This window comes from Mycobacterium sp. 1274761.0 (assembly GCF_001668615.1).
Taxonomy (GTDB): domain Bacteria; phylum Actinomycetota; class Actinomycetes; order Mycobacteriales; family Mycobacteriaceae; genus Mycobacterium.
Genome location: NZ_LZMC01000113.1, coordinates 72,375 through 97,921, shown reverse-complemented (window position 1 = coordinate 97,921; position 25,547 = coordinate 72,375). Strand labels below are relative to the sequence as shown.

Sequence of the window (25,547 nt, the reverse complement as noted above, 5' to 3'; positions counted from 1 at the left end):
GAGGTTGCATGCGCTTACGGAAGCAGACTCCGCCGGCAGTGAACGGCGACCACGTCGACGAGTCAGCCAAGGAGACCGATGCCACCGCCGTCGACGCGCTCGCACTAGCGGAGGAGGCAGAAGCACAGGCCGCCGAAGCCGAAGCGGTTGCCGCCGCCGCTCGCGCCAGGGCCCGCGCTCTTCGGCTGCGCAGAAAGGCCGAGGAAGCGACGGCGGCCGAAACCGTCGCGGCGTCCAAGCCGGACACGTCGGAAGCCGGGCTCGAAGAGGTCGAAGACAAGGACGTCTTGAACGAAGACGTCCTTGCGAAGGAAACGGGTGTCGCCGACGCTGACGCCGAATCCGGCGAGGCCGTCGGCGCCGCGCCCGATGACGCCGAGGAGTTCGCGGCAGAGCGCACTCGCACGTCGCGGAGTCGGCGGTTTCCACGGCCGTCATGGAAGGCGGTTGTCGGCACGCTGACGGTTCTACTGATCGCCGCCCTGCTCGTTGGCTGCGGCTATATGTACTGGTTCCACCGCCAGGCCCAGGGCGAGCAGCAACGACGGGCCGAGTTCGAAGCCGCAGCGCGCCAGGGCGTCGTCACCTTGATGTCGTTGGACTACAACAAAGCCAAGGAAGACGTGCAGCGCATCATCGACAATTCGACCGGACAGTTCAAACAGGACTTTCAGAACACCGCCGACGATTTCGTGAACGTGGCGATCGACTCCAAGGCGATCACAGAAACCAACGTGACTGCGACCGCTGTCGAGTCGATGAATAAGGACGACACCGCGACCGTCCTCGTCGCGGCCAGCTCACGCGTCACCAACGCCGCAGGCGCCAAGCAGGAACCGCGCGCATGGCGGCTCAGCGTGAACCTGGCCCGCGACGGCGGACAGCTGAAGCTGGCGAAAGTGGAGTTCGTACCGTGAACACAGAGCAGGACGCCCCGGACAACGACGTCAGCGACGCCGCCAAACCCTCCGCCGCCGTCGAGGCCGATGCCATCGAGACACCGGCGTCGTCCACGGCCGAACAGAAGCGTACGGGCTTCGGCAAGGTCCGCCAGGGCGTACGGAATCACTGGGCCGCCATTGCGCTGGCGCTGGCGCTCGTCGCGGCCATCGGTCTAACTGCGTGGATGTTCTTCTTCGTATACCGGCCGGACCGTCAAACCGACGACGCCGCAGCACAATCCGCGGTGAAGGCCGCCTCCGACGGAACCGTCGCACTGCTCTCGTATTCGCCGGAAAGCCTGGACAAGGACTTCGCGACGGCCAAGACCAAGCTCACCGGCAGCTTCTTGTCCTACTACACGCAATTCACCGAACAGATCGTGGCGCCGGCGGCCAAACAAAAGGCCGTCAAGACGCAGGCCGCCGTCGTGCGGGCGGCCGTGTCGGAGATCCATCCTGATCGCGCGGTGGTGCTGGTGTTCATCAACCAGACGACCCAGAGCAAGGACCGGCCCGACGCGAGCTTCATCAACAGCGCGGTGCGGGTCTCCTTGCAGAAGACCGATGACGGCTGGCTCATCTCCTCCTTCGACCCGGTGTAGCCGCGTGTGGGGCCGTGCTTGTCATTGATCTCGGTGACCCGCCAGCCGAGTTGCCGACGTCATGCGGGGTCGTGGTGGCGGTCGGAACCGACGCCGACATTGCGTCGCCGGCCGCGCAACCGTGGGTCGAACACGCCACGTTCACCCTGTCCGAGGACGACATGTCCGACCGTCGCATCGTCCCCGTCGAATCCACCGTGGCCGCGGTGGCCGCACTGAGTGCCCGGTTCGAGAGCTGGCCACAGGCGGCCACGGTGTGCGATCAGGTGCTGCGGGCCGTCGATACCAGCGCGCCCGCACGGGCGGGCGTCATCACCGAATCCCTGGCGTACTCGACCTTGCAGGCCGGCGGCGAGTTCGCGGCATGGTTGCGGCAACGGGGACCGGCGACGACGCCCGAGACGCCGCATCCAGTGCTCGCCGAGCGCCAGGGCGACACGCTGACGATCCGGTTCAACCGGCCCACGCGACACAACGCCTTCTCCAATGACGCTCGCGCGGCGCTGCTCGAAGCGCTCGACGTCGCCCGCCTCGATCCGTCCGTCGACACCGTGATCCTGTCGGGCCAGGGCCCGTCCTTCTGCAGCGGCGGTGATCTCGCCGAGTTCGGCTCGTTTTCCGACCCGGCCACGGCGCACATCGCCCGGGTGCAATACAGCCCGGCGCTGGTGCTCGACGAACTCGCCGCACGCCTCGACACCCATGCTCGGATACACGGCCAGGTACTCGGCAGCGGGCTGGAGCTGGCCGCATTCTGCGGCCGGATCACGTCGCATCCCGACGCGGTGCTCGGACTGCCCGAATTGAGCCTCGGGCTGATCCCCGGTGCGGGCGGCACGGTCAGCGTCACCCGCCGCATCGGCCGTTGGCGCACGGCATACCTGGTGCTGTCGGGCCGCACGATCGACGCCCGAACCGCGCTGGACTGGGCCCTGATCGACGCGATCGAAGCGGCATAGAACGATGAACAACGTCCAGGTGAGCCCGTTGGGCATTCCCGATGCCGTCATCGATCGGGCGCAACGGGTGGCCGACGACATCGGTCGGGGCGCCGCCGAGCTCTGCGGTGCGCTCGCCGTCGATGCTGACGAGATCCTTACCGGCAGAGCCGGATTGCTCGGACTGGCGCCCGCAGGTCGAGTTTCGGCGGGCGGGTCGACACGGCTGTTGCGCACCCGCGACGGCTGGGTCGCGCTGACGCTGTCGCGACCCGACGACATCGAGGCCGTGGCCGCGCTGCTCGAATTGGCCGACCAACCCGCAGAGCCGTGGGCGGCGCTGACGGTGGCCGCGGCAGGACGCGCCGCAGAAGAACTCGTCGCACGGGCGCGCCTGCTTGACCTACCCGCCGCCGTGCTCGGCGAAACAGCACCAGCGCCAGCACAATTCATCGCCAGCGGGCCTCAGGCAGCGCGCGCGCTTCCCGAGCTGTTGGTGGTCGACCTGTCGTCGATGTGGGCGGGTCCGCTGTGCGGGCATCTACTCAGCGAGGCCGGGGCTACCGTCGTCAAGGTCGAAAGCCGCGGTAGGCCCGACGGCACGCGGCGGGGTGATGCCCGGTTCTTCGCCTGGATGAACGCGTCGAAATTGTCTTACGCCACCGACTTCCGTGCCGAGGACCTGTGGCCGCTGCTGGCGGCCGCCGACGTGGTGATCGAAGGATCGCGTCCCGCTGCGCTCACCCGCCGCGGCCTCGGCCCGGATCAGGTGCAGGCGCGCGCGGGGCGAGTCTGGTTGCGCGTCACCGGTTACGGCACGGCAGGGGAGTGTGCCCACCGCATCGCCTTTGGCGATGACGCGGCGGTCGCCGGCGGTCTCGTCGGCGAGGGCGTGGTGTTCGTCGGCGACGCGATCGCCGACCCGTTGACCGGCCTGGCTGCCGCGCAGGCGGTCCTGACCAGTTTGGCGCGCGGCGGAGGCGAAATCATCGAAATCGCCCTCGCCGAGGTGGCCGCCGACTACGCGAACTCGTCGCTGGGCGTCGCGTCGAGCAGCGACCGGTCACCCCGCGTTCCCGCTTTACCACCCCGGCCCGCACCAGGACTCGGAGCCGATAACCGGCGCGTGCTCGACCTGATCGAATCCCGCTTGGCGCCATGCTGATTCGTCGCGGTCGGCTGCGAGACGGTCACATCGTCGATATCCGGGTCGGCGAGCGCATCCGCGAGATCGCCGACCGGCTCGACCCACAGGCCTCAGAACAGGTTGTCGACGCCGACGGCGGCGCCGTGCTGCCCGGGCTGCACGACCATCATCTGCACCTGCGGGCAATGGCCGCTGCGCTCGACTCGCTGACCGCCGGGCCGCCGCAGGTGCGCACGAAAGCGCAACTGTCGCAGGCGTTGCGGGCCGCGCAGCCCGGCCCCGATGGCTGGATCAGGGCGGTCGGCTATCACGTGTCGGTCGCCGGCGAGCTCGACCGCGACCAGCTTGATGCCCTCCTCGCCGACACGCCGGTGCGGATCCAGCACCGCAGCGGGGCCATGTGGATCTTGAACTCGGCAGCGCTGTCGCGGGTCGGGCTTGCCGACCATTCGGACGGCAGGTTGTTCAGCGCCGACGATTGGGCGGACGCATTGCCGCAACGCGCCACCGCGATCGCTGACATCACCCATCGCCTAGCCCGATACGGCGTCACCGGAATCACCGACGCAACACCGGATCTCACCGCCGACGATGTGGCGGCGCTGTCGGTCGCACATCGGCTCGGCGAGATCCCGCAGCGGCTGCACTTCCTGGCGCCGGGAAAGCGGATCCTGCACGACGACCGCTTGGACGTCGACGAGCTCACCGGCTGGATCGGCGAACTGCACGACAACGACCGCCCGGTCGCATTGCACTGCGTCACCCGCGACCAGCTGATCGTCGCGCTCGCCGCCCTGCGGGCAGCGGGCAGTCACCCGCGCGACCGGATCGAGCACGCCGCGGTCGTCCCCGACGATATGCTCGCCGAACTCGTCGGCGTCGGGGTCACCGTGGTTACCCAACCCAACTTCGTCGCCGAACGCGGCGAGCACTACCTGCAGGACGTGCCCGTCGACGAACAGCCGCAGCTGTGGCGGGTGGCGTCCCTGTTGCGGGCCGGTATCCCGGTGGCCGCAAGCACCGACGCGCCCTTCGGTGGCATGGACCCGTGGGCCTCGATGCGCGCAGCCGTTCACCGAACCACCGCGGAAGGAGACGTGCTCGGCGCCCAGGAGCGCATCTCACCTAGGGAGGCGCTGCAGCTTTTCCTGGGCCACCCCGGCCGCCCAGCCATTCCCCGCAGCGTTGCCGTCGGTCAGCCCGGCGACCTCATGGTGCTCGCCGCGACCGCCGAGGTGGAAACGCTGGCGTCGGACATGGTCACGACGACGATCGTCGGCGGCCGGGTCAGTCAGCCTCGGCCCGCTGCGGCGGACGGTAGAACAGCACCAGCTGACCGATGCCGCCCGCAAGTCCCAGACCCGCCGCGATGAGCAGTCCCCACCAGCCGTGCAGCAGGTGGTCGACGTCGGTGCCCGAGAACAGGACATGGTCGAGGCTGAACCGGCCCGCGCCGAGACCACCGAGCGCTATCGCGCTCACGGCGAGCACCAGGTTGTACTCCCAGCCCTCCTTGACGATGAAGAAGCCGTTGGCGCGGTGCACAGTCCATGCGGCGACCAGCATCAATGCGACGAACCCTGCCGCAGGGATCGGGGTGAGCAGGCCGACGGCCAAACCAAGGCCCGCCGACATCTCGGTCGTGGCAGCGATCCGGGCATGCAGCACGCCGGGTTTCATCCCGATGCTCTCGAACCAGCCTGCGGTGCCGGGAATCCGGCCGCCGCCGAAGAATTTGTTGTAACCGTGTGCCGCCATGGTGAGGCCGAGGCACACACGCAGAATCAACAGCGCGGTGTCGTAGGCAGAGCCGTCCATATCAGGAGAACCTAGTTCATTCTCGGACGAACGGTGCCAGCCCCGTCAGTCTTCGGCGTGCCGTTCGTAGTCCCACCGCTCGAGCCGCGTCTGCAGTTCGTGCACGCCGACCGCGGCGAGCATCGCCGACAGGCTCAGGCAGCTGACGAACAGGGCGGTCATGATTCTCCAATCGGGACGTATGTCTATTTGACGACCAAAGCCGGCGGATCGTTCACAGCGACACGCGCATGTGCACCATTTGTTTCCTCTGTTTTTCGGGCGCGCACGATTGCCTCGAGCGCCTCGACCCGCAGCACCCGATAGGTGTCGCGGGCATGCGCAGTCCAGTCGTCGATCCAACCGTCGAGCAGGGCGCCGGCCCGCAGTAGCGGAAGCAGTTCGGCAGCCAGGTCTCGGTTGGTGTCCCCGTCGTCGCTGCGGCGCAGCAGCTGGCCGATCAGGTCGACGGCGTCGTACCAGTCGACCGACACGTCGGGTGCGATGGCGACCGATCTCGGGGTCATGGCGAGCAGTCCTTCGGCGCCCATCGGGCGCAGCCGCCACAGCGTGGTGTGCAGCCTGGCGGCCGCCCGGTCGGATCGCGTGTCCGGCCAGAGGGTTCGGCACAACCAGCTGCGGGGCACCGCACGGCGTTTCAGGGCGGCACAGGCGATCAGCCGCCGGCACGAGGGCGGCAGCTCCACCAGCTGACCGTCGCGGTACACCTCGAAACCACCCAGCATCGTCACCGTGAACTGTTCGGACATGCCGCCTGCCTTCCATCACATGGCCCTCTGCAGTTGATCATCGGCAGGCCATGTGGCGACGGCGTGCGTAGTGCACTACCTCTCTTGCGGCGCGCACGGCGCAACCTGGACAGTGTCGTCATGACCGAGGCCGAATCCCATCCGCCGAAACGTGTCCCGGCGCACCGCATCCGCACGATGTCTGGGCGCGACCCTGACGAGGAGAACCGGGCGGCGACTCCGTTGGAGTTGCTGTTCGACCTCACGTTCGTGATCGGTTTCGGACTCGCTGCGTCCGAGTTCGCCCATGCGCTCGCCGAGGATCACGCTGGCGCCGGGCTGGCCGCCTTCCTCTTCGCCACGTTCGCCATCAGCTGGGCCTGGATCAACTTCAGCTGGTTCGCCTCGGCCTATGACACCGATGACTGGGTCTACCGCTTGATGACCATGCTGCAGATGGTCGGCGTCATCATCCTGGCGATGGGTCTTCCGGCGATGTACGCCACGGTCATTGCGGGCGAGCACATCGACAACCGGGTGATCGTGGCCGGTTATGTCGTCATGCGAATCGGGTTGGTGGCGCAGTGGTTACGGGCGGCCAAGCAGGACCCGATGCGACGTGCGGCGTGCCTCACCTACGCCGGTGTCGTCACCGTCGCCCAGATCGGTTGGATCGGATCGATATTCGTCGACACACCCCTAGTGCCGACGTTCGCGATCGTGGCCGTACTGATCGCCTTCGAGATGTTCGGTCCGTGGCTGGCCGAGCGCCGCAGGGGCGGCACGCCGTGGCATGCGCATCACATCGCCGAGCGCTATTCGCTGCTGGCCATCATCGCGCTCGGCGAAGGGGTCGTCGGCACCGTCGCCTCACTGTCAGCGGTCGTCTCGGCGCAGGGCTGGACGGTGGCGGCGGTCCTCGTCGCGGTCGCGGGCACGGGCCTGACATTCGGCATGTGGTGGCTCTACTTCATGGTGCCGCAGGCCCACATCCTGCACGCGCGGCGCGAACTGTCCTTCCGGCTCGGATATCTGCACATCGTGGTGTTCGGGGCCATCGTCGGTACCGGTGCGGGATTGCACGCTGCCGCCTACTACGTCGAGCATCAGTCGAAGCTAAGCGCCGCCGGCACTGTGCTGTCGGTGGCGATCCCGGTCGCGGTCTATGTCGCGGCGGTTTACCTGCTCTACTCGTGGCTCATGCAAGCCCGCGACACCGTCCACCTGCTGCTGGCGGTGCTCACCATGATGGTGCTGGTGGCCGCGGTGGTGTTGGTCGGCCGGGGCATGTCGATGGCCAACGCGTTGCTGCTCGTCATGCTGGCGCCGGCGATGATCGTCGTCGGATACGAACTGCGGGGATACCGCCGAGGTGAGGCAGCCGTCACACCGCGTTTAACCGACGATTCCCCGGGTAAGTCCCGTTCGTAGCCGCCGAAGTCGCGCGTGATGGTTCTGCGGCACCACGGCCTCGCGACGGCGAGCGACTGAGAGGTCTGGTCAAGAAGCGGCCGCCGCTTATATGGGACCAGCGGGCATCGGACGCGACTTCGGCGGCTCTTCACCAAGAAGGCCGAGCCTAGAAGGGCCGACGGAGGAGTTGTCATGCCGAAGACGACGTCACGCGGCACCGCCAAGAAGAGCGAGTTGCCGAGCACGCTGCAGAAGTCATCCGCGAAAGCACAGCGGACATTCGCCAAGGCGCACGATGCGGCCGCGAAAGAGTACGGCGAGGGCGAGCGGGCACACCGTGTCGCCTACAGCGCGCTGAAACACAGTTTCGAGAAGGTCGGCGACCACTGGGAGCCGAAACGGCAGAAGGGTCCGTCCGACGCCCGAGCCCGTAGTGGCGGCCCCAACGCGAAGGGGGCCTCCGCGGAAGGAGTGGACGCCAACGCGTCGAAGACGCATCTGATGGACATTGCGCGGCGACTGGACATTTCGGGACGCTCGACGATGAACAAGAGTCAACTCGTCGACGCGATCAAGAAAGCCAACCGGCGGGTCAGCAGCCGCAACAGGTGACCCGGTCAGCGCGCATGTGCCGGCTCGGCCGGGTGGGTGTCGAAGCTCTCCAACAGATCCGGTTGTTCTCGTAGCTGCCTGCGCGCCTTCGTGCGGGTGATCAGGATGCCGATGGTCGCCAGCGCCCAGATGACGTACTGGACGGTCCACGCCAGCCGGAAAGACTCGAACGAATAACCGCCTGCGGCGCCGATCACCAGACCCATCGCCTGCATGACCAGCAGCGCGGCGAGAAAGCCCCCCATGTTGACCATGCCCTGAGCGGTGCCGAGTGTCGCGCTCGGGTTGAAGGTGCGCGCGAAGTCGAAACCGACCATCGAGCCGGGGCCACCCACCGAGATCACGACAACAAGCAGCGTCAGCAACCACAGCGGCGCCGCGGACGGCAGCGCCAGCACGATCGTCCAGATCGCGGCGTTGCTCGCGATGATGCCCAACACCAGCCGCGACCGTCGGTGCGGGCGACGTCCGGTGAAGATGCCGATCAAGATTCCAGCGGCGATCGCGGCGACCACCGACACCGTCAGCAGAGTCCCCGCGACGTGGACCGACAGGCCCTGACCGACAGTCAAATACGGCAGCCCCCACATCAGGGCGAAGGCGGTCACCGAGAATTGCGTGCCCATATGGGTGAAGAACCCCAGCCGGGTGCCCGGCCGCAGCCAGACCGTTTTGACGCTGGACCATACTTCACCGATCGAACTGGACGGCGGATCGGCAATCGGTCCGTTCGGTGTGTTCTTGACCAATGCCAGCGTCAGCACGATCGACACCACGCCCAGGGCGGCCACAGACAAATACGCCCTTGTCCAACCGCCGCTCGCCAGCAGTGCGATAAACGGGACCGCCGACAGCACTTGGCCCAGTTGACCGCAGATGCCGGTCAGCTGGGTCACCAACGGGATCTGGTGGGGCGTGAACCAGTGCGGCACCAGCCGCAGCACGGAGATGAAGGTGACAGCATCGCCGAGCCCGACCACCGCGCGCGCCGCAATAGCCGCCGGCAGCGACTCGGTGAACGCCAACGTGAGCTGTCCCGCGGCCATCAGGGTCGCACCCGACACGATCAGCGCCTTCGACCCGAATCGGTCGAGCAATAGGCCGGCGGGCACCTGGACTCCGGCGTAGACGACGATCTGGAGCACGACGAACGACGACAGCACGCCCGGGCTGGCCGCGAACCGGTCCGCGGCTTCGAGGCCCGACACCCCGAGCGTGGTGCGGTCCGCGACCGCGACGATGTAGGCCAAGAGTCCGGTGGCCCAGACGATCCAGGGACGCACGCAGAACCTCTCGTAGATGACGTGGGCGGATGGCCAGAACGGCTCGAAAGCTACGAACCGGTGTTCTCATCGTCGCGCAGTACCAGCCGCGATGCCACTTCCGCACCGGTGAGATCACTCACCCGCACTTCGGGAATACGCCGTCTCCCGACTCTGGGAACCACTGAAGTTGGCTAAAAGTGCATGTTCGCGTAGCTAACTAATTCACATCTGTCACATAACGGCTGATATTCGCGGTGTGGCGACCGATCTTGGGTCTCTAACTGAATCGGTCATGGGTTTGCTCATGGATGGACATATGGTATTAAAATGTCAATATGAGAGGTCGCTGTCCCCATCGAGGATTGGTATGTCGGCTTGGCTGAGTACCGGTTAGACGACCTCGCGGGCATCTCCGGGGTCAGCTCGCGGAACATCCGGGCATATCGAGAGCGCGGCCTTCTGGACCCGCCGCGGCGCCAAGGTCGATCGGCGTTCTACGACGACTACCACCTGTCGCAGTTGAAGACCATCAACCAGCTGCTCCGCAAGGGATTCAACTCGGCCCACATCGCCGAATTCTTTGCACGTATGCGGGAAGGCCATGATCTGGCGGCCATCTTGGGTGTCCAGCACGCAATCCTGGGCGCCCGCGCCGACGACACTCGACCGGAGCGCCTCGTCCTGGCCATCGACCCTAAAGGCGACGAGGCGCAACGGCTGATTGCCTGCGGGCTCGCAGAGCGGGTGGAGAACTCGATTGCTCTCGTGCAGCCGACCATCGCGGAGATCGTGACCCGTGCCAGCGATCAGCTGCTCTACGTCCAGGTGATCCTTCGTGTTGTGGACTCCGCGGACGGAACAATCGAAGACCTGGCGGCGACCCTGGCCACCGCCCTAGAGGAGTCCGTTGCGTCGCGCTACGGCAACCACTATGTGCCCACGGCCGGGGAGATGAACGACATGGCCGACTTGATCCGGGACTTTCGCGATCTCGGCATCGCGGTCGTCACCCACCTGCTCGAGGATGCGCTGCAACGGCAAATGGTCTCTGCCGTTTCGGAGTACACCACCGACATCGCATCCCGCGGCGACTGGGAGCCGACGGCGTCGTAGGTTCACACCCGCGTCGACGCCTGATCACCTCCGAACCGCTGAGCCAGCCAAACTGGAAGGACCGCCACCACGGTGAGCGCGATTCGGCGTCGCACCGACATCGACGTCACCGACGTCATCAACCCTTGATCTGCTGCCACTTGGTGACCCACTGGTCGTAGGTCGTGCAGTTGTCGCCGCTGCCATCGACACACTTCTTTTGCGGCGTTGTCCAGTAACGGATTTGAGCGGCGTAGTGAGCGTCGGTCGCGTGGAAGATGTCGCAGAAGTCCGTCTCGGTGGTGTGCTCGCAGGCCTTCGTCTGCGCCGGGGCCTCCCCGAAATACTCGGCCACCTGCGCGTTGACTTCCGGCGAGGTGATCCAGTCCATCCACTTGTACATGCAGTTGGGATGCCCGGCTTTCGGCGAGATCATCCACGTGTCGGACCAACCCGTGGAGCCCTCCTTGGGCAGCACGGTATTGACCTGGACCTTGTTGTCGTTGCCGATCAGGTTCGCGATCACCTGCCAGGTGGTGCCGATCACCGATGTGCCGGATTCGAACGCCTGCACCTCCTTGGTGTAGTCCGACCAGTACTCGCCGATGTTCTCCCTCTGCTTGGAGAGCAATTCGCCTGCGGCGTCGAGTTGTTCGGGGGTCAGCGAATACGGATCCTTGATGCCCACCTCCGGCTTGGTCTTGGACAGGTACAGCGCCGCATCGGCGATGTAGATGGGGGAGTCGTACGCGGTCACCTTGCCCTTGTACTTGTCGGCACCGTCGAACACCGCGCCCCAGGAGTTGGGCGCGTCGCGCACGACGTCGAGGTTGTACATCAACAGGTTGGCGCCCCAACCGTGGGGCAAGCCGTACATCTGGCCGTCGACGGAGTTCCACGGCTGATCCTTGAGGAAGTCGGAGATCGTCGCGTAACTCGGCACCAGATCGGTGTTCACCGGCGCCACGTCGCCGGCGTAGATCAATCGCAACGTCGCGTCACCCGATGCCGAAACGCCGTCGTACTCTCCCGTGCGCATCAGCTGGACCATCTCGTCAGATGTGTTGCCTAGCTTGACGTTCACCTGACAGCCGGTCTTCTTCTCGAAGGGCGTGACCCAGTCGACAGTCTTGTCGTTCGAGCCGTCTTCGGCGTAACCGGCCCAAGCGATCAGATTCAGCTCGCCTTCGCCGTCACCGACCGCACTGCGCGGCTCCAGCTTCGGGGGCGATTCTCCCGTTCCTCCGGTTTGGTCGGCGCCCGAGCACGCGACGAGTACTGCGGCGCATGCCCCGAGGACGAGACCCAACCGGGCTGCTTTCATGGCTGCTCCTCGACTAACAGTTGATGAACGGCTTTTTGTGGCCACGCCAACGTGATTGGGCTGCCGTGCTGCAAGTCGGGAGGCAGCCACGTGCTGGCGGTAAGGATGATGGCGGTCAATGTCATGCCCTGTGCGGTGGCCGCAACGATCTTCGTGGTGGGCCCGGCGTAGATGACCTCCAGCACCGTCGCGTCGGCGGTCTGTACGCCGAAGACCGAATCGGTTCCCGGCGCGAAGACCCCGATGCGCTCTGGCCGCACAACGAATGTGCCCGGCCTGCCGATCAGGGCTCGCGCCGCTGTGCCGTCGAGCACGTTCGAGGTACCGACGAAATCGGCGACGAATCGGTTCGCGGGGTTCTCGTAGACGTCGCGTGCCACGCCCTTGACCTTGAGCCCGTACTCCACGTTCTGCGCAACGGTCATGTGGGGGAAGAGGGCGTATTCCTGGAAGACGGTGTTCGCGTCACGCCGACGCGCAGGCACGCTGGTCACGTCGACCCGCCGAGGCGGACCGTGCCCGCCGTCGGTTGTTCGAAGCCGGCGACCATGCGCAGCACGGTGGTCTTGCCCGACCCGGACGGGCCGAGGATCGCGAACAGTTCTCCGTCGCCGACGGTCAGGTCGGCTCCCTCGACGGCGACAATCGTGGTGCGGCGGCGGAGATCGCCGAATTCCTTCCGAACGCCGATGAGTTCGATTTGCGGACCGTCGACCGTGGTAGCGGGGTCTGCGCGCTGAGCGGCGCCGGCCGTCCCCGAGGGCATTGCCAGATCGTATGGATTCCGCGGTTGTATTGCAGAGCCATCGAGGCTTTCGGCGCGTTCGACGCCGGTGACATCTGTTTCCGCACCCTCCAGCCGGAATGGGATACAGGTGTGACCAGCGGTGCTGAAGTTCAAGCAGAGGTTTTTGAAATATTCTGTGGCACGTGTTCATGTCCCGCCGGGACCTGCTGAAGTGCGCGGCCGCGGCTCCTGCGGTCCTTGCCGCGTCGTCCTTGGGGCCGCCGGCTCCCGCGCATGCCGAACCCCTCGGCGTCCTCCTCGACTATGCGGCCGGTGTCATCCCCGCCGCCGATATCCGGGCTGCGGGCGCCCACGGAGCTATCCGCTATGTGTCCGACCGCAGACCGGGCGGCCAGTGGATGCTGGGCAAGCCGATCCAACTGGCGGAGGCGCGCGACCTCTACCAGAACGGCCTCAAGATCGTGTCGTGCTACCAGTACGGCAAGCAGGACACCGCGGACTGGCTCGGTGGCCAGAACGCCGGCATCGCGCACGCGAAGAGGGGCTGGCAGCTACACCTCGCTGCGGGCGGCTCGTCCGGCGCGCCGATCTACGCCTCGATCGACGACGACCCGTCATACGAGCAGTACAAGCAGCAAGTTGCGCCATATCTGCGCGGCTGGGAATCAGTCCTCGGTCATCAGCGGGTGGGCGTTTATGCCAACTCCAAGACCATCGATTGGGCGCTGCAGGACGGCCTCGGCGCGTTTTTCTGGCAGCACGACTGGGGCTCTCCGAAGGGCTTCGTGCATCGTGCGGCGCACCTGCATCAGGTCGAGATCGACAAGCAGACCGTCGGTGGCATCGGCGTCGACATCAACCACATCCTCAAGCCTCAGTTCGGTCAATGGGACTAAACCTTACCGATCAGTAAGTATCGCCAGCAAACTTTTTGCATCGACTGACGCCGCCGACAAGACAAAAACGGCCGTGTTGTCGCGTCAGAAGCCGCTCGGCCGACACCGTCCGATAAGCGAAATTTTTATATAACGATTTGATAACAGCTATGCCTTGATCTGCGCTGTTGTTCTTACTCAAGCGTAACCACGATCATGCAGGACGTTTGTCTTGGAAGCGTCCGGCCGCTTGTGAAGGCCGCGTTACGCGAACGGTGGTTACCCGACCGTAGAACTCGCCAGTAACCATTTCGGGCGCGAAAATCGTGATGGTTCTTATGACACTCTTAGTACGGCTGGAGTGCTCGAGGGGGACGTTCCGCGGGATGCGTCCGAGCCGGTCGGGTTCGACGACGAATCAGTGTGACTGAAGCAGGGGAGCCGGGTCACACCACCGAGACGACAGCCCGAAGACGACAAGACGACGCGAGACGTGGCAGAAGCGCCGAGCGAGGAGATTACGAGACGTGACGATCAATGAACATGACCGGGTGTCTACCGGCCGCGGCGACGAGTCCGGCGCGCCGCAGTCAACTCACGCCCTCGTCGATCGTCTGACCGCCGGCGAGCCCTACGCCGTGGCCTTTGGGGGCCAGGGCAGTGCGTGGCTGGAGACATTGGAGGAACTGGTGTCCTCGGCCGGCATCGAGGCCGAGTTGGCGACCTTGGTGGGCGAGGCCGAGCTCCGGCTGGAACCGGTGGCGCGCGAGCTGATCGTTGTACGGCCCATCGGCTTCAGGCCGATGGAATGGGTTCGTTCGCTCGCCGCCGAGGAGACCGTGCCCGAAGCCAAGAATCTGACGTCAGCCGCGGTATCGGTGCCCGGTGTGCTGCTCACCCAGATCGCCGCTGTGCGCGCGCTGAGCCGTCAGGGTATGGATCTGGCGGCCGCCCCGCCGGTCGCCGTGGCAGGCCATTCGCAGGGCGTGCTGGCGGTCGAGGCGCTCGCGGCCAACGGCGCCAGGGATGTCGAGCTGCTCGCGATGGCTCAGCTGATCGGCACCGCGGGCACGCTGGTTGCTCGCCGTCGCGGGATCTCCGTACTGGGTGACCGCCCGCCGATGGTGTCGGTGACCAACGCCGACCCCGAGCGCATCGCCGAGCTTCTCGACGAGTTCGCCCAGGATGTGCGGACCGTGCTGCCGCCGGTGCTGTCGATCCGCAACGGCAGGCGTTCGGTTGTCATCACCGGAACGCCCGAGCAACTATCACGCTTCGAGCTGTACTGCCGCCAGATCGCCGAGAAGGAAGAAGCCGAGCGCAAGAACAAGGTTCGCGGCGGCGCGGTGTTCAACCCGACGTTCGAGCCGGTCCAGGTCGAGGTCGGTTTCCACACTCCGCGGCTGTCCGACGCCGTCGACATGGTCGGCAACTGGGCCGCGGCCATCGGCGTCGACGTCGACCTGGCGCGTGAGATGGCCGAGGCCATCCTGGTGCGGCGCGTCGACTGGGTCGCCGAGATCAATCGCCTGCACGAGGCCGGCGCCCGCTGGATTCTGGACCTCGGTCCCGGCGACATCCTCACCCGCCTGACGGCGCCGGTCATCCGTGGCCTCGGCGTCGGCATCGTCCCGGCAGCCACCCGCGGCGGCCAGCGCAACCTGTTCACCGTCGGCGCGGTCCCCGAAGTCGCCAAGCCGTGGTCCAGCTACGCCCCGACCCTGGTCAGTCTGCCCGACGGTTCGGTGAAGCTGTCTACCAAGTTCACCCGGCTCACGGGCCGGTCGCCGATCCTGCTTGCGGGCATGACGCCCACCACCGTCGACGCGAAGATCGTTGCGGCAGCCGCTAACGCGGGCCACTGGTCGGAGCTGGCCGGCGGCGGCCAGGTTACCGAAGAGATCTTCGACAACCGCATCAAGGAGCTGACGCAGCTGCTCGAGCCGGGCCGTGCCGTCCAGTTCAATTCGCTGTTCCTCGACCCCTATCTGTGGAAGCTGCAGGTCGGCGGCAAACGGCTGGTGCAGAAGGCGCGCCAGTCGGGTGCGCCGATCGACGGCGTCGTAGTGAGCGCCGGCATCCCGGAACTGGAAGAGGCCGTTGCGCTGATCGACGAGCTGAACGAGGTCGGCATCAGCCATGTGGTCTTCAAGCCGGGCACCGTCGAGCAGATCCGCTCGGTCATCCGGATCGCCGCCGAGGTGCCCACCAGGCCGGTCATCATGCACATCGAGGGCGGCCGCGCCGGTGGCCACCACTCGTGGGAGGACCTCGACGACCTTCTCCTGGCCACCTACTCCGAGCTGCGTTCGCGGTCGAACATCACGGTGTGTGTCGGCGGCGGCATCGGCACCCCGGAGCGGGCGGCAGAGTATCTCTCGGGCCGATGGGCACAGGCGTACGGCTTCCCCTTGATGCCCGTCGACGGCATCCTCGTCGGCACCGCGGCGATGGCGACCAAAGAGGCCACCACGTCTCCGTCCGTCAAGCGGATGCTGGTGGAGACCAAAGGCACCGATCACTGGATCAGTGCCGGAAAAGCCAAGGGCGGCATGGCTTCCAGCCGCAGTCAGCTAGGCGCTGACATCCACGAGATCGACAACACGGCCTCGCGCTGCGGTCGTCTGCTCGACGAGGTCGCCGGTGACGCAGACGCCGTCGCCGCACGCCGCGACGAGATCATCGCCGCGATGGCCAACACCTGCAAGCCGTACTTCGGCGAGGTCGGCGAGATGACTTACCTGCAATGGCTGCAGCGTTATGTCGAACTGGCGATCGGCGACGGCGACAGCACCGCCGACACCGCGTCACCGGGCAGCCCCTGGCTGGCCGACACGTGGCGCGACCGGTTCGCCGACATGCTCCGGCGCGCCGAGGCCCGCCTGCACCCGAAGGACTTCGGGCCCATCGAGACGCTCTTCGAAGAATCCCCCAATGGCCTTGCGCTACTGGAGAAGCCGGATCAGGCGATCGCCGCGTTGGTGGCCCGTTACCCCGACGCCGAGACCATCAAGTTGCATCCTGCCGACGTCCCGTTCTTCGTCCAGCTGTGCAAGACGCCGGGCAAGCCGGTCAACTTCGTGCCGGTCATCGATAAGGATGTGCGACGGTGGTGGCGTAGCGACTCGCTGTGGCAGGCCCACGACGCCCGCTACGACGCCGACCAGGTGTGCATCATCCCGGGCACCCAGGCCGTCGCGGGTATCACCAGAATGGACGAACCCGTCGGCGAACTGCTCGACCGGTTCGAGCAGGCCTCGATCGCCGAAGTGGTGGCCTCGGGCCTCGAGCCGGTGGCCGTCGTTACCCGCCGTCAGGCGCGCACCGACGTGACCGGCCCGCTGGCCGTCGTGCTTGATGCGCCCGACGTGCTGTGGGCGGGCCGCGCCTCGATCAACCCTGTGCACCGCATCGGCGAACCCGGCACCTGGCAGGTCAACCAAAACCGTTCCGCGACACACCCATCCACCGGCGCGCGGCTGGAGCTCGTCGACGACGACTCCGTGACGCTGAGCGTTCCGCTGTCCGGCACCTGGATCACGATCCGCTTCACGCTGCCCACCTGCACGGTCAACGGCGGCATGCCGATGGTCACCGTGTTCGACGCCTCGGCCGCGATGCGGTCGGTGCTGGCAATCGCCGCCGGCGCCGACGGCCCCGACGCCCTGCCGGCGGTGGTGGACAACACTGCACGGCTCACCGTCGGCTGGGATCCGGAGAAGGTCGCCGACCACACCGGGGTGACCGCGACCTTCGGCGCGCCCCTGGCGGCGGGGCCGAAGATGGTTCCCGACGCGCTGGTGGGCCTGTGCTGGCCCGCGGTCTTCTCGGTCATCGGTTCGGCCGTCACCGAGGAGGGTTTCCCCGTCGTCGAGGGTCTGCTGAGCCTGGTCCACCTGGATCACGCCGCGCATCTGCTCGCGCCGATGCCCGCAACCAAGGCCGAATTGACCGTGGTTGCAACGGCTTCCGGCGCCATCGACACCGAGGTCGGCCGCGTCGTACCCGTCACGGTGAGCGTTGCCGACGCCGAGGGTACCGAGCTCGCCAAGCTCGAGGAGCGGTTCGCGATCCGCGGCCGCACCGGCCCCGTCGAACTTACCGATCCGCCGCGCGCCGGCGGCGCGATGACCGACAACGCCACCGATACACCGCGGCGCCGTCGCCGTGACGTCACCGTCCATGCGCCGAATGACATGAGCGCGTTCGCGGTGGTATCCGGTGACCACAATCCGATCCACACCGATCGGGCTGCCGCGCTGCTGGCCGGCCTGGAATCGCCGATCGTGCACGGCATGTGGTTGTCGGCCGCCGCGCAGCAGGTCGTCACCGCCACCGACGGCAAGGCCATTCCGCCCGCCAGGCTGATCGGCTGGACCGCCCGCTTCCTGGGCATGGTGCTGCCCGGCGACGAGGTGGAGATCCGCGTCGATCGTGTCGGAATCGACCGTGGCGCAGAGATTTTGGAGGTCGCCGCCCGCGTCGGGTCCAACCTGGTGATGTCGGCGACGGCACAGCTGGCCGCCCCAAAGACCGTCTACGCGTTCCCGGGTCAGGGCATTCAGCACAAGGGCATGGGCATGGAGGTGCGTGCCCGGTCCAAGGCGGCCCGCGCGGTGTGGGACTCGGCCGACAAGTTCACCCGCGAGACGCTCGGTTTCTCGGTACTGCATGTCGTGCGTGACAACCCGACCAGCCTGATCGCCAGCGGTGTCCACTATCAGCACCCCGAGGGCGTGCTCTACCTGACGCAGTTCACCCAGGTCGCCATGGCGACGGTGGCCGCGGCCCAGGTCGCCGAGATGCGTGAGCAGGGGGCGTTCGTCGAGGGCGCCATCGCCTGCGGCCATTCCGTCGGCGAGTACACCGCGTTGGCGTGCGTCAGCGGTGTGTACGAGCTCGAGGCTCTGTTGGAGGTGGTGTTCCACCGCGGCTCGAAGATGCACGACATCGTGCCGCGTGACGAGTTCGGCCGCTCCAACTACCGATTGGCGGCGATCCGACCCTCGCAGATCGACCTGGACGACTCCGAGGTGGTCGACTTCGTCAACGAGATCTCCGAGCGCACAGGTGAATTTCTGCAGATCGTGAATTTCAACCTGCGCGGTTCTCAGTACGCCATCGCGGGCACCGTCCGCGGGCTCGAGGTGCTGGAGGAAGAAGTTGAGAGGCGCCGCGAAATGACCGGCGGCAAGCGGTCTTTCATTCTGGTGCCCGGCATCGACGTGCCGTTCCACTCCTCGGTGCTGCGGGTCGGCGTCGCCGACTTCCGGCGTTCGCTGGAGCGCGTAATGCCGCGCGACAAGGATCCGGAGCTGATCATCGGCCGCTACATCCCGAACCTGGTCCCGCGGCCGTTCACGCTGGACCGCGATTTCATCCAGGAGATCCGCGACCTCGTGCCCGCCGAGCCGCTCGACGAGATTCTCGCCGACTACGACACCTGGCGTAACGAGAAGCCGCGCGAGCTGTGCCGCAAGATCGTCATCGAGTTGTTGGCGTGGCAGTTCGCCAGCCCAGTGCGCTGGATCGAGACCCAAGACCTGCTGTTCATCGAGGAGGCGGCCGGCGGTTTGGGTGTCGAGCGGTTCGTCGAGATCGGCGTCAAGTCCTCGCCGACCGTCGCGGGCCTGGCGGCCAACACGCTCAAGCTGCCCGAGTATTCGCACAACACAACCGAAGTGCTCAACTCGGAACGGGACGCCGCTGTGCTGTTTGCCACCGACACCGACCCCGAGCCAGACGACATCGCCGACGAACCGGCGCCCGCGCAGGAGGCGGCCGAGCCCGTCGAGGCCGCGGCACCCGTCGCCGCTCCGACCGCGCCGGCCGGCGCTCCGCAACCCGACGACATCCCGTTCGACGCCGCCGACGCCACCATGGCGCTGATCGCGCTGTCGGCGAAGATGCGCATCGATCAGATCGAGCCGCTGGACTCCATCGAGTCGATCACCGACGGTGCATCGTCACGGCGCAACCAGTTGCTCGTCGACCTCGGTTCGGAGCTGGACCTGGGCGCCATCGACGGCGCCGCCGAGGCGGATCTGGCCGGGCTCAAGGGCCAAGTGACCAAGCTCGCCCGGACCTACAAGCCATACGGCCCAGTGCTTTCCGACGCGATCAACGATCAGCTGCGCACGGTGCTCGGGCCGTCCGGCAAGCGGCCGGCCGCGATCGCCGAGCGCGTCAAGAAGACCTGGCAGCTCGGTGACGGCTGGGTCAAACATGTCACGGCCGAGGTCGCGCTGGGCACCCGCGAGGGCTCCAGTGTGCGCGGCGGCAGCCTCGGTGGTCTGCACGACGGGGCGCTGGCCGACGCGGCGACGTTCGACAAGGTGATCGACGCGGCCGTGCAATCGGTGGCCGCGCGACGCGGTATCTCGGTGGCGCTGCCCTCGACCGGCGGTGGTGCCGGTGGCGGCGTCGTCGACTCCGCGGCGCTCGCCGAGTTCGCCGAGAAGGTCACCGGCCGCGACGGCGTGCTGGCCTCGGCCGCCCGGATGGTGCTGGGCCAGCTGGGTCTCGACAACGCCGTCTCCACCCCGGAGACGGCTACCGACGCCGAGCTGATCGAGCTGGTCACCGCCGAACTGGGTTCGGACTGGCCACGTTTGGTGGCGCCGGTGTTCGACGGCCGCAAGGCGGTGCTGCTCGACGACCGGTGGGCCAGTGCACGTGAGGATCTCGTCAAGCTCTGGCTGATGGACGAGGGCGATATCGACGCCGACTGGCAGCGGCTCTCGGAGCGGTTCGAGGGCGCGGGCCATGTCGTCGCCAAGCAGGCCTCGTGGTGGCAGGGCAAAGCGCTGGCCGCCGGCCGCACCATCCACGCGTCGTTGTACGGCCGCGCCGCAGCCGGTGCCGAGAATCCGGGCAAGGGCCGCTACAGCGACGAAATCGCCGTGGTGACAGGTGCATCGAAGGGTTCGATCGCGGCATCAGTGGTGGCCGGGCTCCTCGACGGCGGCGCCACGGTCATCGCGACCACCTCCAAGCTCGACGACAACCGGCTCGAGTTCTACCGCAACCTGTATCGCGAACACGCCCGCTTCGGCGCGGCGCTGTGGGTGGTGCCCGCCAACATGGCGTCGTACTCCGACATCGACGCGCTGGTGTCCTGGGTGGGCAACGAGCAGACCGAAAGCCTTGGCCCGCAGTCCATTCACATCAAGGATGCGCAGACGCCGACGTTGCTGTTCCCGTTCGCGGCGCCGCGGGTGGCAGGCGACCTGTCGGAAGCCGGATCGCGCTCCGAAATGGAGATGAAGGTACTGCTGTGGGCAGTGCAGCGGTTGATCGGCGGCCTATCGCACATCGGCGCCGAGCGCGACATCGCGTCGAGACTGCACGTCGTGCTGCCCGGTTCGCCCAACCGCGGAATGTTCGGCGGTGACGGGGCCTACGGCGAATCGAAGTCGGCGCTCGACGCCGTGGTGACGCGCTGGAACGCCGAATCGTCGTGGGCCCAGCGCGTCAGCCTGGCACACGCGCTGATCGGGTGGACCCGGGGCACCGGCCTGATGGGTGCCAACGATGCGATCGTCAGCGCGGTCGAGGAGGCGGGCGTCACCACCTACTCGACCGACCAGATGGCCGCCATGCTGCTCGACCTGTGCAGCATCGAGTCCAAGGTGGCAGCCGCACAGGAACCGCTCAAGGTGGATCTGACTGGCGGCCTGGGTGATATCGACATCGACATGTCCGAGTTGGCCGCAAAGGCGCGCGAGGAGATGGTCCAAGAGGAGGCAACGTCGGAGGACAGCGCCGAGTCGGAGAACACCATCTCCGCGCTGCCCTCGCCGCCGCGCGGCTTCACCGCCGCACCGGCGCCCGAATGGGCCGATCTCGACATCGATCCCGCCGACATGGTGGTCATCGTCGGCGGTGCCGAGCTGGGCCCGTACGGCTCGTCGCGGACCCGCTTCGAGATGGAAGTCGACAACGAGCTGTCGGCCGCCGGCGTGCTCGAGCTGGCGTGGACCACCGGCCTGATCAAGTGGGAAGACGATCCCAAGCCGGGCTGGTATGACACCGAAACCGGGGAGCTGGTCGACGAATCGGAGTTGGTGGAGCGCTATCACGACTCGGTCGTGGAGCGGACCGGTATCCGCGAATTCGTCGACGACGGCGCTATCGACCCCGACCACGCGTCACCGCTTCTGGTGTCGGTGTTCCTCGATAAGGACTTCACGTTCGTCGTGTCGTCGGAGGCCGACGCGCGCGCATTCGTCCAGTTTGACCCGGAGCACACGATCGCCACGCCGGTGCCCGACAGCAGCGACTGGCAGGTAACGCGCAAGGCGGGCACCGAGATTCGGGTTCCGCGTAAAACGAAGCTGTCGCGCACTGTCGGCGGCCAGATCCCCACGGGATTCGACCCGACCGTGTACGGCATCAGCCCGGACATGAACACGTCGCTGGACCGGGTGGCGGTGTGGAACATCGTCGCGACCGTCGACGCCTTCCTGTCCGCCGGCTTCACCCCGACCGAGTTGATGCGCTGGGTTCACCCGACGATGGTGGCCAGCACGCAGGGCACCGGCATGGGCGGCATGACATCGATGCAGACCATGTATCACGGCAACCTGCTCGGACGGAACAAGCCGAACGACATCTTGCAAGAGGTGCTGCCGAATGTCGTTGCCGCGCATGTGATCCAGTCCTATGTCGGCAGCTACGGATCGATGATTCATCCGGTTGGCGCGTGTGCTACTGCTGCGGTTTCGGTGGAAGAGGGCGTCGACAAGATTCGGCTCGGCAAGGCCGAGCTGGTGGTCACCGGCGGTTTCGACGACCTGACGTTGGAGGCGATCATCGGGTTCGGTGACATGGCGGCCACCGCCGATACCGAGATGATGCGCGCCAGGGGCATCAGCGATTCGAAGTTCTCCCGCGCCAACGACCGTCGTCGGCTGGGCTTCGTCGAATCGCAGGGCGGCGGCACGATTCTGCTGGCGCGCGGCGATCTCGCCTTGAAGATGGGCCTGCCTGTACTGGCCGTGGTCGGCTACGCACAGTCGTTCGGCGACGGCGTGCACACCTCGATCCCGGCCCCCGGGCTCGGCGCACTGGGTGCGGGGCGGGGCGGCAAGGACTCGCTGCTGGCACGCTCGTTGGCAAAGCTCGGCGTCGGCGCCGACGACATCGCGGTGATCTCCAAGCACGACACCTCGACGCTGGCCAACGACCCGAACGAGACGGAGCTGCACGAGCGGCTCGCCGCCTCGCTGGGCCGCTCCGACGGCGCCCCACTGTTCATCGTGTCGCAGAAGAGCCTGACGGGTCACGCCAAGGGTGGTGCGGCGGTGTTCCAGATGATGGGCATGTGCCAGATGCTGCGCGACGGCGTGATCCCGCCGAACCGGAGCCTGGATTGTGTCGACGAGGAGCTCGCCGGCGCCGAACACTTCGTGTGGGTGCGCGAGACGCTGCGGTTGGGCGAGAAGTTCCCGCTCAAAGCGGGCCTGATCACCAGCCTCGGCTTCGGTCACGTGTCGGGGGTCATCGCGCTGGTTCATCCGCAGGCATTCGTCGCCGCACTCGATCCCGAGCAGCGGGCGGCCTACCAGGAGAAGGCCAAGGAGCGGGTGTTCGAGGGCCAGCGCCGGCTGGCGGCGGCCATCGCGGGCGGAAAGCCGTTGTACGAGCGGCCGGCCAGCAACCGCAGGCTGCACGACGAGGCTCCGGAGAATTTCGTGGAGGCCGAAATGCTGCTGGATCCCGCGTCGAGGCTGGGCGAAGACGGCATCTACGCGCGATGAGCGCTTGCGCAAAGAGCGCAGAGGCAGGGCTAGGGTTCTAGAGCGTGAGCATCGTCGGCGTGGGCATTGACCTGGTCTCGATTCCCGAGTTCGCAGAACAGGTCGACCGGCCGGGCACGCTGTTCGCCGAGACGTTCACCCCCGGTGAGCGACGCGATGCCGCCGACAAGAGTTCGTCGGCGGCGCGGCACTTGGCGGCTCGCTGGGCGGCCAAGGAAGCGGTGATCAAGGCGTGGTCGGGGTCGCGGTTCTCCAAGCGTCCCGTGCTGCCCGAGGGCATCCACCGCGACATCGAGGTGGTCACCGATATGTGGGGTCGGCCGCGGGTGCGGCTCACCGGCGCGATCGCCGAGCATCTGAGGGATGTGACGATTCACCTGTCGCTCACCCACGAGGCCGACACCGCCGCCGCCGTCGCCGTCCTCGAGGAGCGCTGACCTCTGGGGCTAACCTCTTTCGGCATGAGCGATCTCGTGGAGCGGGTACGTGACGTGCTGCCGTCGGTGCGGCAAGACCTCGAAGACCTGGTGCGCATCCAATCCGTCGGCGCGGATCCCGCCCGCCGCGCAGAAGTGCACCGCAGCGCAGAAGCGGTCGCAGAGCTGTTGTCGCAGGCTGGCTTCGGGGATGTGCGGATCGTCAGCGAGGGCGGCGCACCGGCCGTCATCGCCAAGCATCCCGCACCACCCGGCGCGCCGACGGTGCTGCTGTACGCCCACCACGATGTGCAGCCCGAAGGCGACCCATCGGCTTGGGTCTCACCGCCCTTCGAGCCGACCGAGCGCGGCGGCCGCCTGTACGGCCGCGGCAGCGCCGACGACAAGGCTGGTATCGCAACACATCTCGCGGCGTTTCGCGCGCACGGCGGACAACCGCCGGTCGGCGTGACTGTGTTCGTCGAGGGCGAGGAGGAGATCGGTTCGCCATCTCTGGGCCGACTCCTGGCCGCGCACAAAGACGCACTGGCGGCCGACGTCATCATCATCGCCGACTCCGACAACTGGAGCGTGGAGCGTCCCGCCCTGACAGTGTCGTTGCGCGGGCTGGCCGACTGCATCGTCGAGGTGGCCACGCTGGATCACGGCCTGCATTCCGGCCTGTGGGGCGGCGTCGTGCCCGACGCGTTGAGCGTGCTGGTACGGCTGCTGGCATCGCTGCATGACGACGACGGAAATGTCGCCGTCGAAGGACTGCACGAGTCGAACGCCGCCGACGTCGACTATCCGAAGGATCGTGTGCGCCACGAGTCGGGCCTGCTCGACGGTGTTGCCGAAATCGGTTCCGGCTCGGTGCCGCAACGGCTCTGGGCCAAGCCGGCGATCACGGTCATCGGGATCGACACCACGCCCATCGCGTCGTCGTCGAACACCCTGATTCCGCGCGCACGCGCGAAGATCAGTATGCGGGTGGCGCCCGGCGGCGACGCACGCGCTCACCTCGAGGCGTTGACCCGACACCTGGACAAGCACGTGCCGTGGGGAGCTCAGCTCACCGTGACGCCCGGCGACATCGGCCAGCCCTACGCCATCGAAGCGAGCGGACCCGTCTACGACGCTGCCCGCGCCGCGTTCCGGCAGGCTTGGGGCACCGAGCCGGTGGACATGGGCATGGGCGGTTCGATTCCGTTCATCGCCGAGTTCGCCGAGGCGTTTCCGTCGGCCAAGATCCTGGTCACCGGAGTGGAAGATCCTCAGACGCAAGCACATAGCATCAACGAGAGCCTGCACCTCGGCGTGCTGGAGCGCGCGGCGACCGCCGAGGCGCTGCTGCTGGAGAACCTGGCGTCAGACCGATAGATCGCGGCGCAGCTTGGCCACGTGCCCGGTGGCCTTGATGTTGTATTGCGCGACCTCGATCTTGCCCTTCTCGTCGACGACGAACGTGGACCTGATGACGCCCTGCACCGTCTTGCCGTACATCTTCTTCTCGCCGTAGGCGCCCCATGCCGTCAAGACTTTGCGGTCGGGATCGGACAATAGGGGAAAGTTGAGCTTTTCGTTGTCGCGGAACTTGGCCAGCTTTTCCGGTTTGTCCGGCGAAATGCCCACGACGTCGAGTCCGGCGTCGTTCAGTTCGGCCAGGTTGTCGCGAAAATCGCACGCTTCTTTCGTGCAGCCGGGGGTGGAGGCGGCCGGATAGAAGTAGACGATGACCTTGCGACCGCGGTAGTCGGCGAGCGACACCTTGTTGCCGTCGGCGTCGGGCAGGCTGAACGTGGGCGCTTTGTCGCCCACCTCCAAACGTGGGGTCTGTGCCACCGATAATCCCTTTCTTCTCCACCGG

20 protein-coding genes are annotated in these 25,547 nt (G+C 66.8%); 12 read left to right on the top strand and 8 right to left on the bottom strand.

Annotated features, from left to right (window positions below):
• Positions 1 to 8 precede the first annotated feature (8 nt).
• From A5651_RS24610 to A5651_RS24590, 5 genes are read left to right on the top strand one after another with little or no spacing between them, the layout of a single operon-like run.
• Positions 9 to 917 (top strand): hypothetical protein, encoded by a 909-nt coding sequence (locus A5651_RS24610; RefSeq protein ID WP_066987494.1) that lies wholly within the window; start codon positions 9 to 11, stop codon positions 915 to 917.
• A complete protein-coding gene (locus A5651_RS24605) occupies positions 845 to 1,543 on the top strand; it encodes a hypothetical protein (protein ID WP_082943957.1) in 699 nt (232 codons plus the stop codon). The genes A5651_RS24610 and A5651_RS24605 overlap by 73 nt, the downstream gene beginning before the upstream one ends.
• 14 nt (positions 1,544 to 1,557) lie before the next feature.
• Positions 1,558 to 2,502 (top strand): enoyl-CoA hydratase/isomerase family protein, encoded by a 945-nt coding sequence (locus tag A5651_RS24600; RefSeq protein WP_066987487.1) that lies wholly within the window; start codon positions 1,558 to 1,560, stop codon positions 2,500 to 2,502.
• 4 nt (positions 2,503 to 2,506) lie between these two features.
• Positions 2,507 to 3,646, top strand: a complete 1,140-nt coding sequence (locus tag A5651_RS24595; RefSeq protein ID WP_197496760.1) for a CoA transferase — start codon at positions 2,507 to 2,509, stop codon at positions 3,644 to 3,646.
• Positions 3,640 to 5,001 (top strand): amidohydrolase family protein, encoded by a 1,362-nt coding sequence (locus A5651_RS24590; protein ID WP_066987485.1) that lies wholly within the window; start codon positions 3,640 to 3,642, stop codon positions 4,999 to 5,001. The genes A5651_RS24595 and A5651_RS24590 overlap by 7 nt, the downstream gene beginning before the upstream one ends.
• On the opposite strand, the gene A5651_RS24585 is transcribed toward A5651_RS24590, so the two are convergent.
• Positions 4,916 to 5,446: a DoxX family protein gene (locus A5651_RS24585; RefSeq protein ID WP_066987482.1), complete on the bottom strand. Its 531-nt coding sequence runs from the start codon at positions 5,444 to 5,446 to the stop codon at positions 4,916 to 4,918. The two genes, A5651_RS24590 and A5651_RS24585, sit on opposite strands and share 86 nt — an antisense overlap.
• Positions 5,447 to 5,631: 185 nt before the next feature.
• Entirely contained in the window at positions 5,632 to 6,195 is a 564-nt protein-coding gene (locus A5651_RS24580; protein WP_066987478.1) for a hypothetical protein, read from the bottom strand.
• Between the two features lie 120 nt (positions 6,196 to 6,315).
• Here A5651_RS24580 and A5651_RS24575 point away from each other — a divergent pair, with 120 nt between their 5' ends.
• Both A5651_RS24575 and A5651_RS24570 read left to right on the top strand, forming a co-directional pair.
• Positions 6,316 to 7,605 (top strand): low temperature requirement protein A, encoded by a 1,290-nt coding sequence (locus tag A5651_RS24575; protein ID WP_066987475.1) that lies wholly within the window; start codon positions 6,316 to 6,318, stop codon positions 7,603 to 7,605.
• A 174-nt stretch (positions 7,606 to 7,779) separates the two neighbouring features.
• Positions 7,780 to 8,199 carry a ChaB family protein gene (locus A5651_RS24570; protein WP_066987472.1) on the top strand — a complete coding sequence of 140 codons (420 nt, stop codon included), beginning with the start codon at positions 7,780 to 7,782 and terminating at the stop codon, positions 8,197 to 8,199.
• A gap of 5 nt (positions 8,200 to 8,204) precedes the next feature.
• Here the strand turns inward: A5651_RS24570 and A5651_RS24565 are convergent, their stop codons facing one another.
• Positions 8,205 to 9,482: a nitrate/nitrite transporter gene (locus tag A5651_RS24565; protein WP_066987469.1), complete on the bottom strand. Its 1,278-nt coding sequence runs from the start codon at positions 9,480 to 9,482 to the stop codon at positions 8,205 to 8,207.
• 357 nt (positions 9,483 to 9,839) lie between these two features.
• Between A5651_RS24565 and A5651_RS24560 the strand changes: the two genes are divergently transcribed.
• A complete protein-coding gene (locus tag A5651_RS24560; RefSeq protein WP_066987466.1) occupies positions 9,840 to 10,577 on the top strand; it encodes a MerR family transcriptional regulator in 738 nt (245 codons plus the stop codon).
• A 2-nt stretch (positions 10,578 to 10,579) separates the two neighbouring features.
• Here A5651_RS24560 and A5651_RS25600 read toward each other — a convergent pair whose 3' ends face one another.
• Genes A5651_RS25600 through A5651_RS26160 form a run of 4 tightly spaced genes read right to left on the bottom strand, consistent with a single transcriptional unit; the run spans position 10,580 to position 12,646 of the window.
• A complete protein-coding gene (locus A5651_RS25600) occupies positions 10,580 to 10,717 on the bottom strand; it encodes a hypothetical protein (RefSeq protein ID WP_156663154.1) in 138 nt (45 codons plus the stop codon).
• Positions 10,696 to 11,880: an ABC transporter substrate-binding protein gene (locus A5651_RS24555; RefSeq protein ID WP_066987463.1), complete on the bottom strand. Its 1,185-nt coding sequence runs from the start codon at positions 11,878 to 11,880 to the stop codon at positions 10,696 to 10,698. Before A5651_RS24555 ends, A5651_RS25600 begins: the two co-directional genes overlap by 22 nt.
• The gene (locus A5651_RS26165) at positions 11,877 to 12,374 is read right to left on the bottom strand and encodes a TOBE domain-containing protein (protein WP_231988817.1); all 498 of its coding nucleotides are present in this window, start codon (positions 12,372 to 12,374) and stop codon (positions 11,877 to 11,879) included. Before A5651_RS26165 ends, A5651_RS24555 begins: the two co-directional genes overlap by 4 nt.
• A complete protein-coding gene (locus A5651_RS26160; RefSeq protein ID WP_231988816.1) occupies positions 12,371 to 12,646 on the bottom strand; it encodes an ATP-binding cassette domain-containing protein in 276 nt (91 codons plus the stop codon). The genes A5651_RS26165 and A5651_RS26160 overlap by 4 nt, the downstream gene beginning before the upstream one ends.
• Positions 12,647 to 12,810: 164 nt before the next feature.
• Between A5651_RS26160 and A5651_RS24545 the strand changes: the two genes are divergently transcribed.
• The 4 genes from A5651_RS24545 to A5651_RS24530 all read left to right on the top strand — a co-directional run bounded on the left by A5651_RS24545 (position 12,811) and on the right by A5651_RS24530 (position 25,060).
• A complete protein-coding gene (locus A5651_RS24545; protein WP_197496758.1) occupies positions 12,811 to 13,524 on the top strand; it encodes a DUF1906 domain-containing protein in 714 nt (237 codons plus the stop codon).
• A gap of 506 nt (positions 13,525 to 14,030) precedes the next feature.
• Positions 14,031 to 23,264, top strand: a complete 9,234-nt coding sequence (locus A5651_RS24540) for a type I polyketide synthase (RefSeq protein WP_066987461.1) — start codon at positions 14,031 to 14,033, stop codon at positions 23,262 to 23,264.
• Between the two features lie 44 nt (positions 23,265 to 23,308).
• Positions 23,309 to 23,701 (top strand): holo-ACP synthase, encoded by a 393-nt coding sequence (locus tag A5651_RS24535; protein WP_066987458.1) that lies wholly within the window; start codon positions 23,309 to 23,311, stop codon positions 23,699 to 23,701.
• A gap of 24 nt (positions 23,702 to 23,725) precedes the next feature.
• Positions 23,726 to 25,060: a dipeptidase gene (locus A5651_RS24530; RefSeq protein WP_066987455.1), complete on the top strand. Its 1,335-nt coding sequence runs from the start codon at positions 23,726 to 23,728 to the stop codon at positions 25,058 to 25,060.
• Here A5651_RS24530 and bcp read toward each other — a convergent pair.
• Positions 25,049 to 25,522 carry a thioredoxin-dependent thiol peroxidase gene (gene bcp, locus A5651_RS24525; RefSeq protein WP_066987453.1) on the bottom strand — a complete coding sequence of 158 codons (474 nt, stop codon included), beginning with the start codon at positions 25,520 to 25,522 and terminating at the stop codon, positions 25,049 to 25,051. The two genes, A5651_RS24530 and bcp, sit on opposite strands and share 12 nt — an antisense overlap.
• Between the last annotated feature and the right edge of the window lie 25 nt (positions 25,523 to 25,547).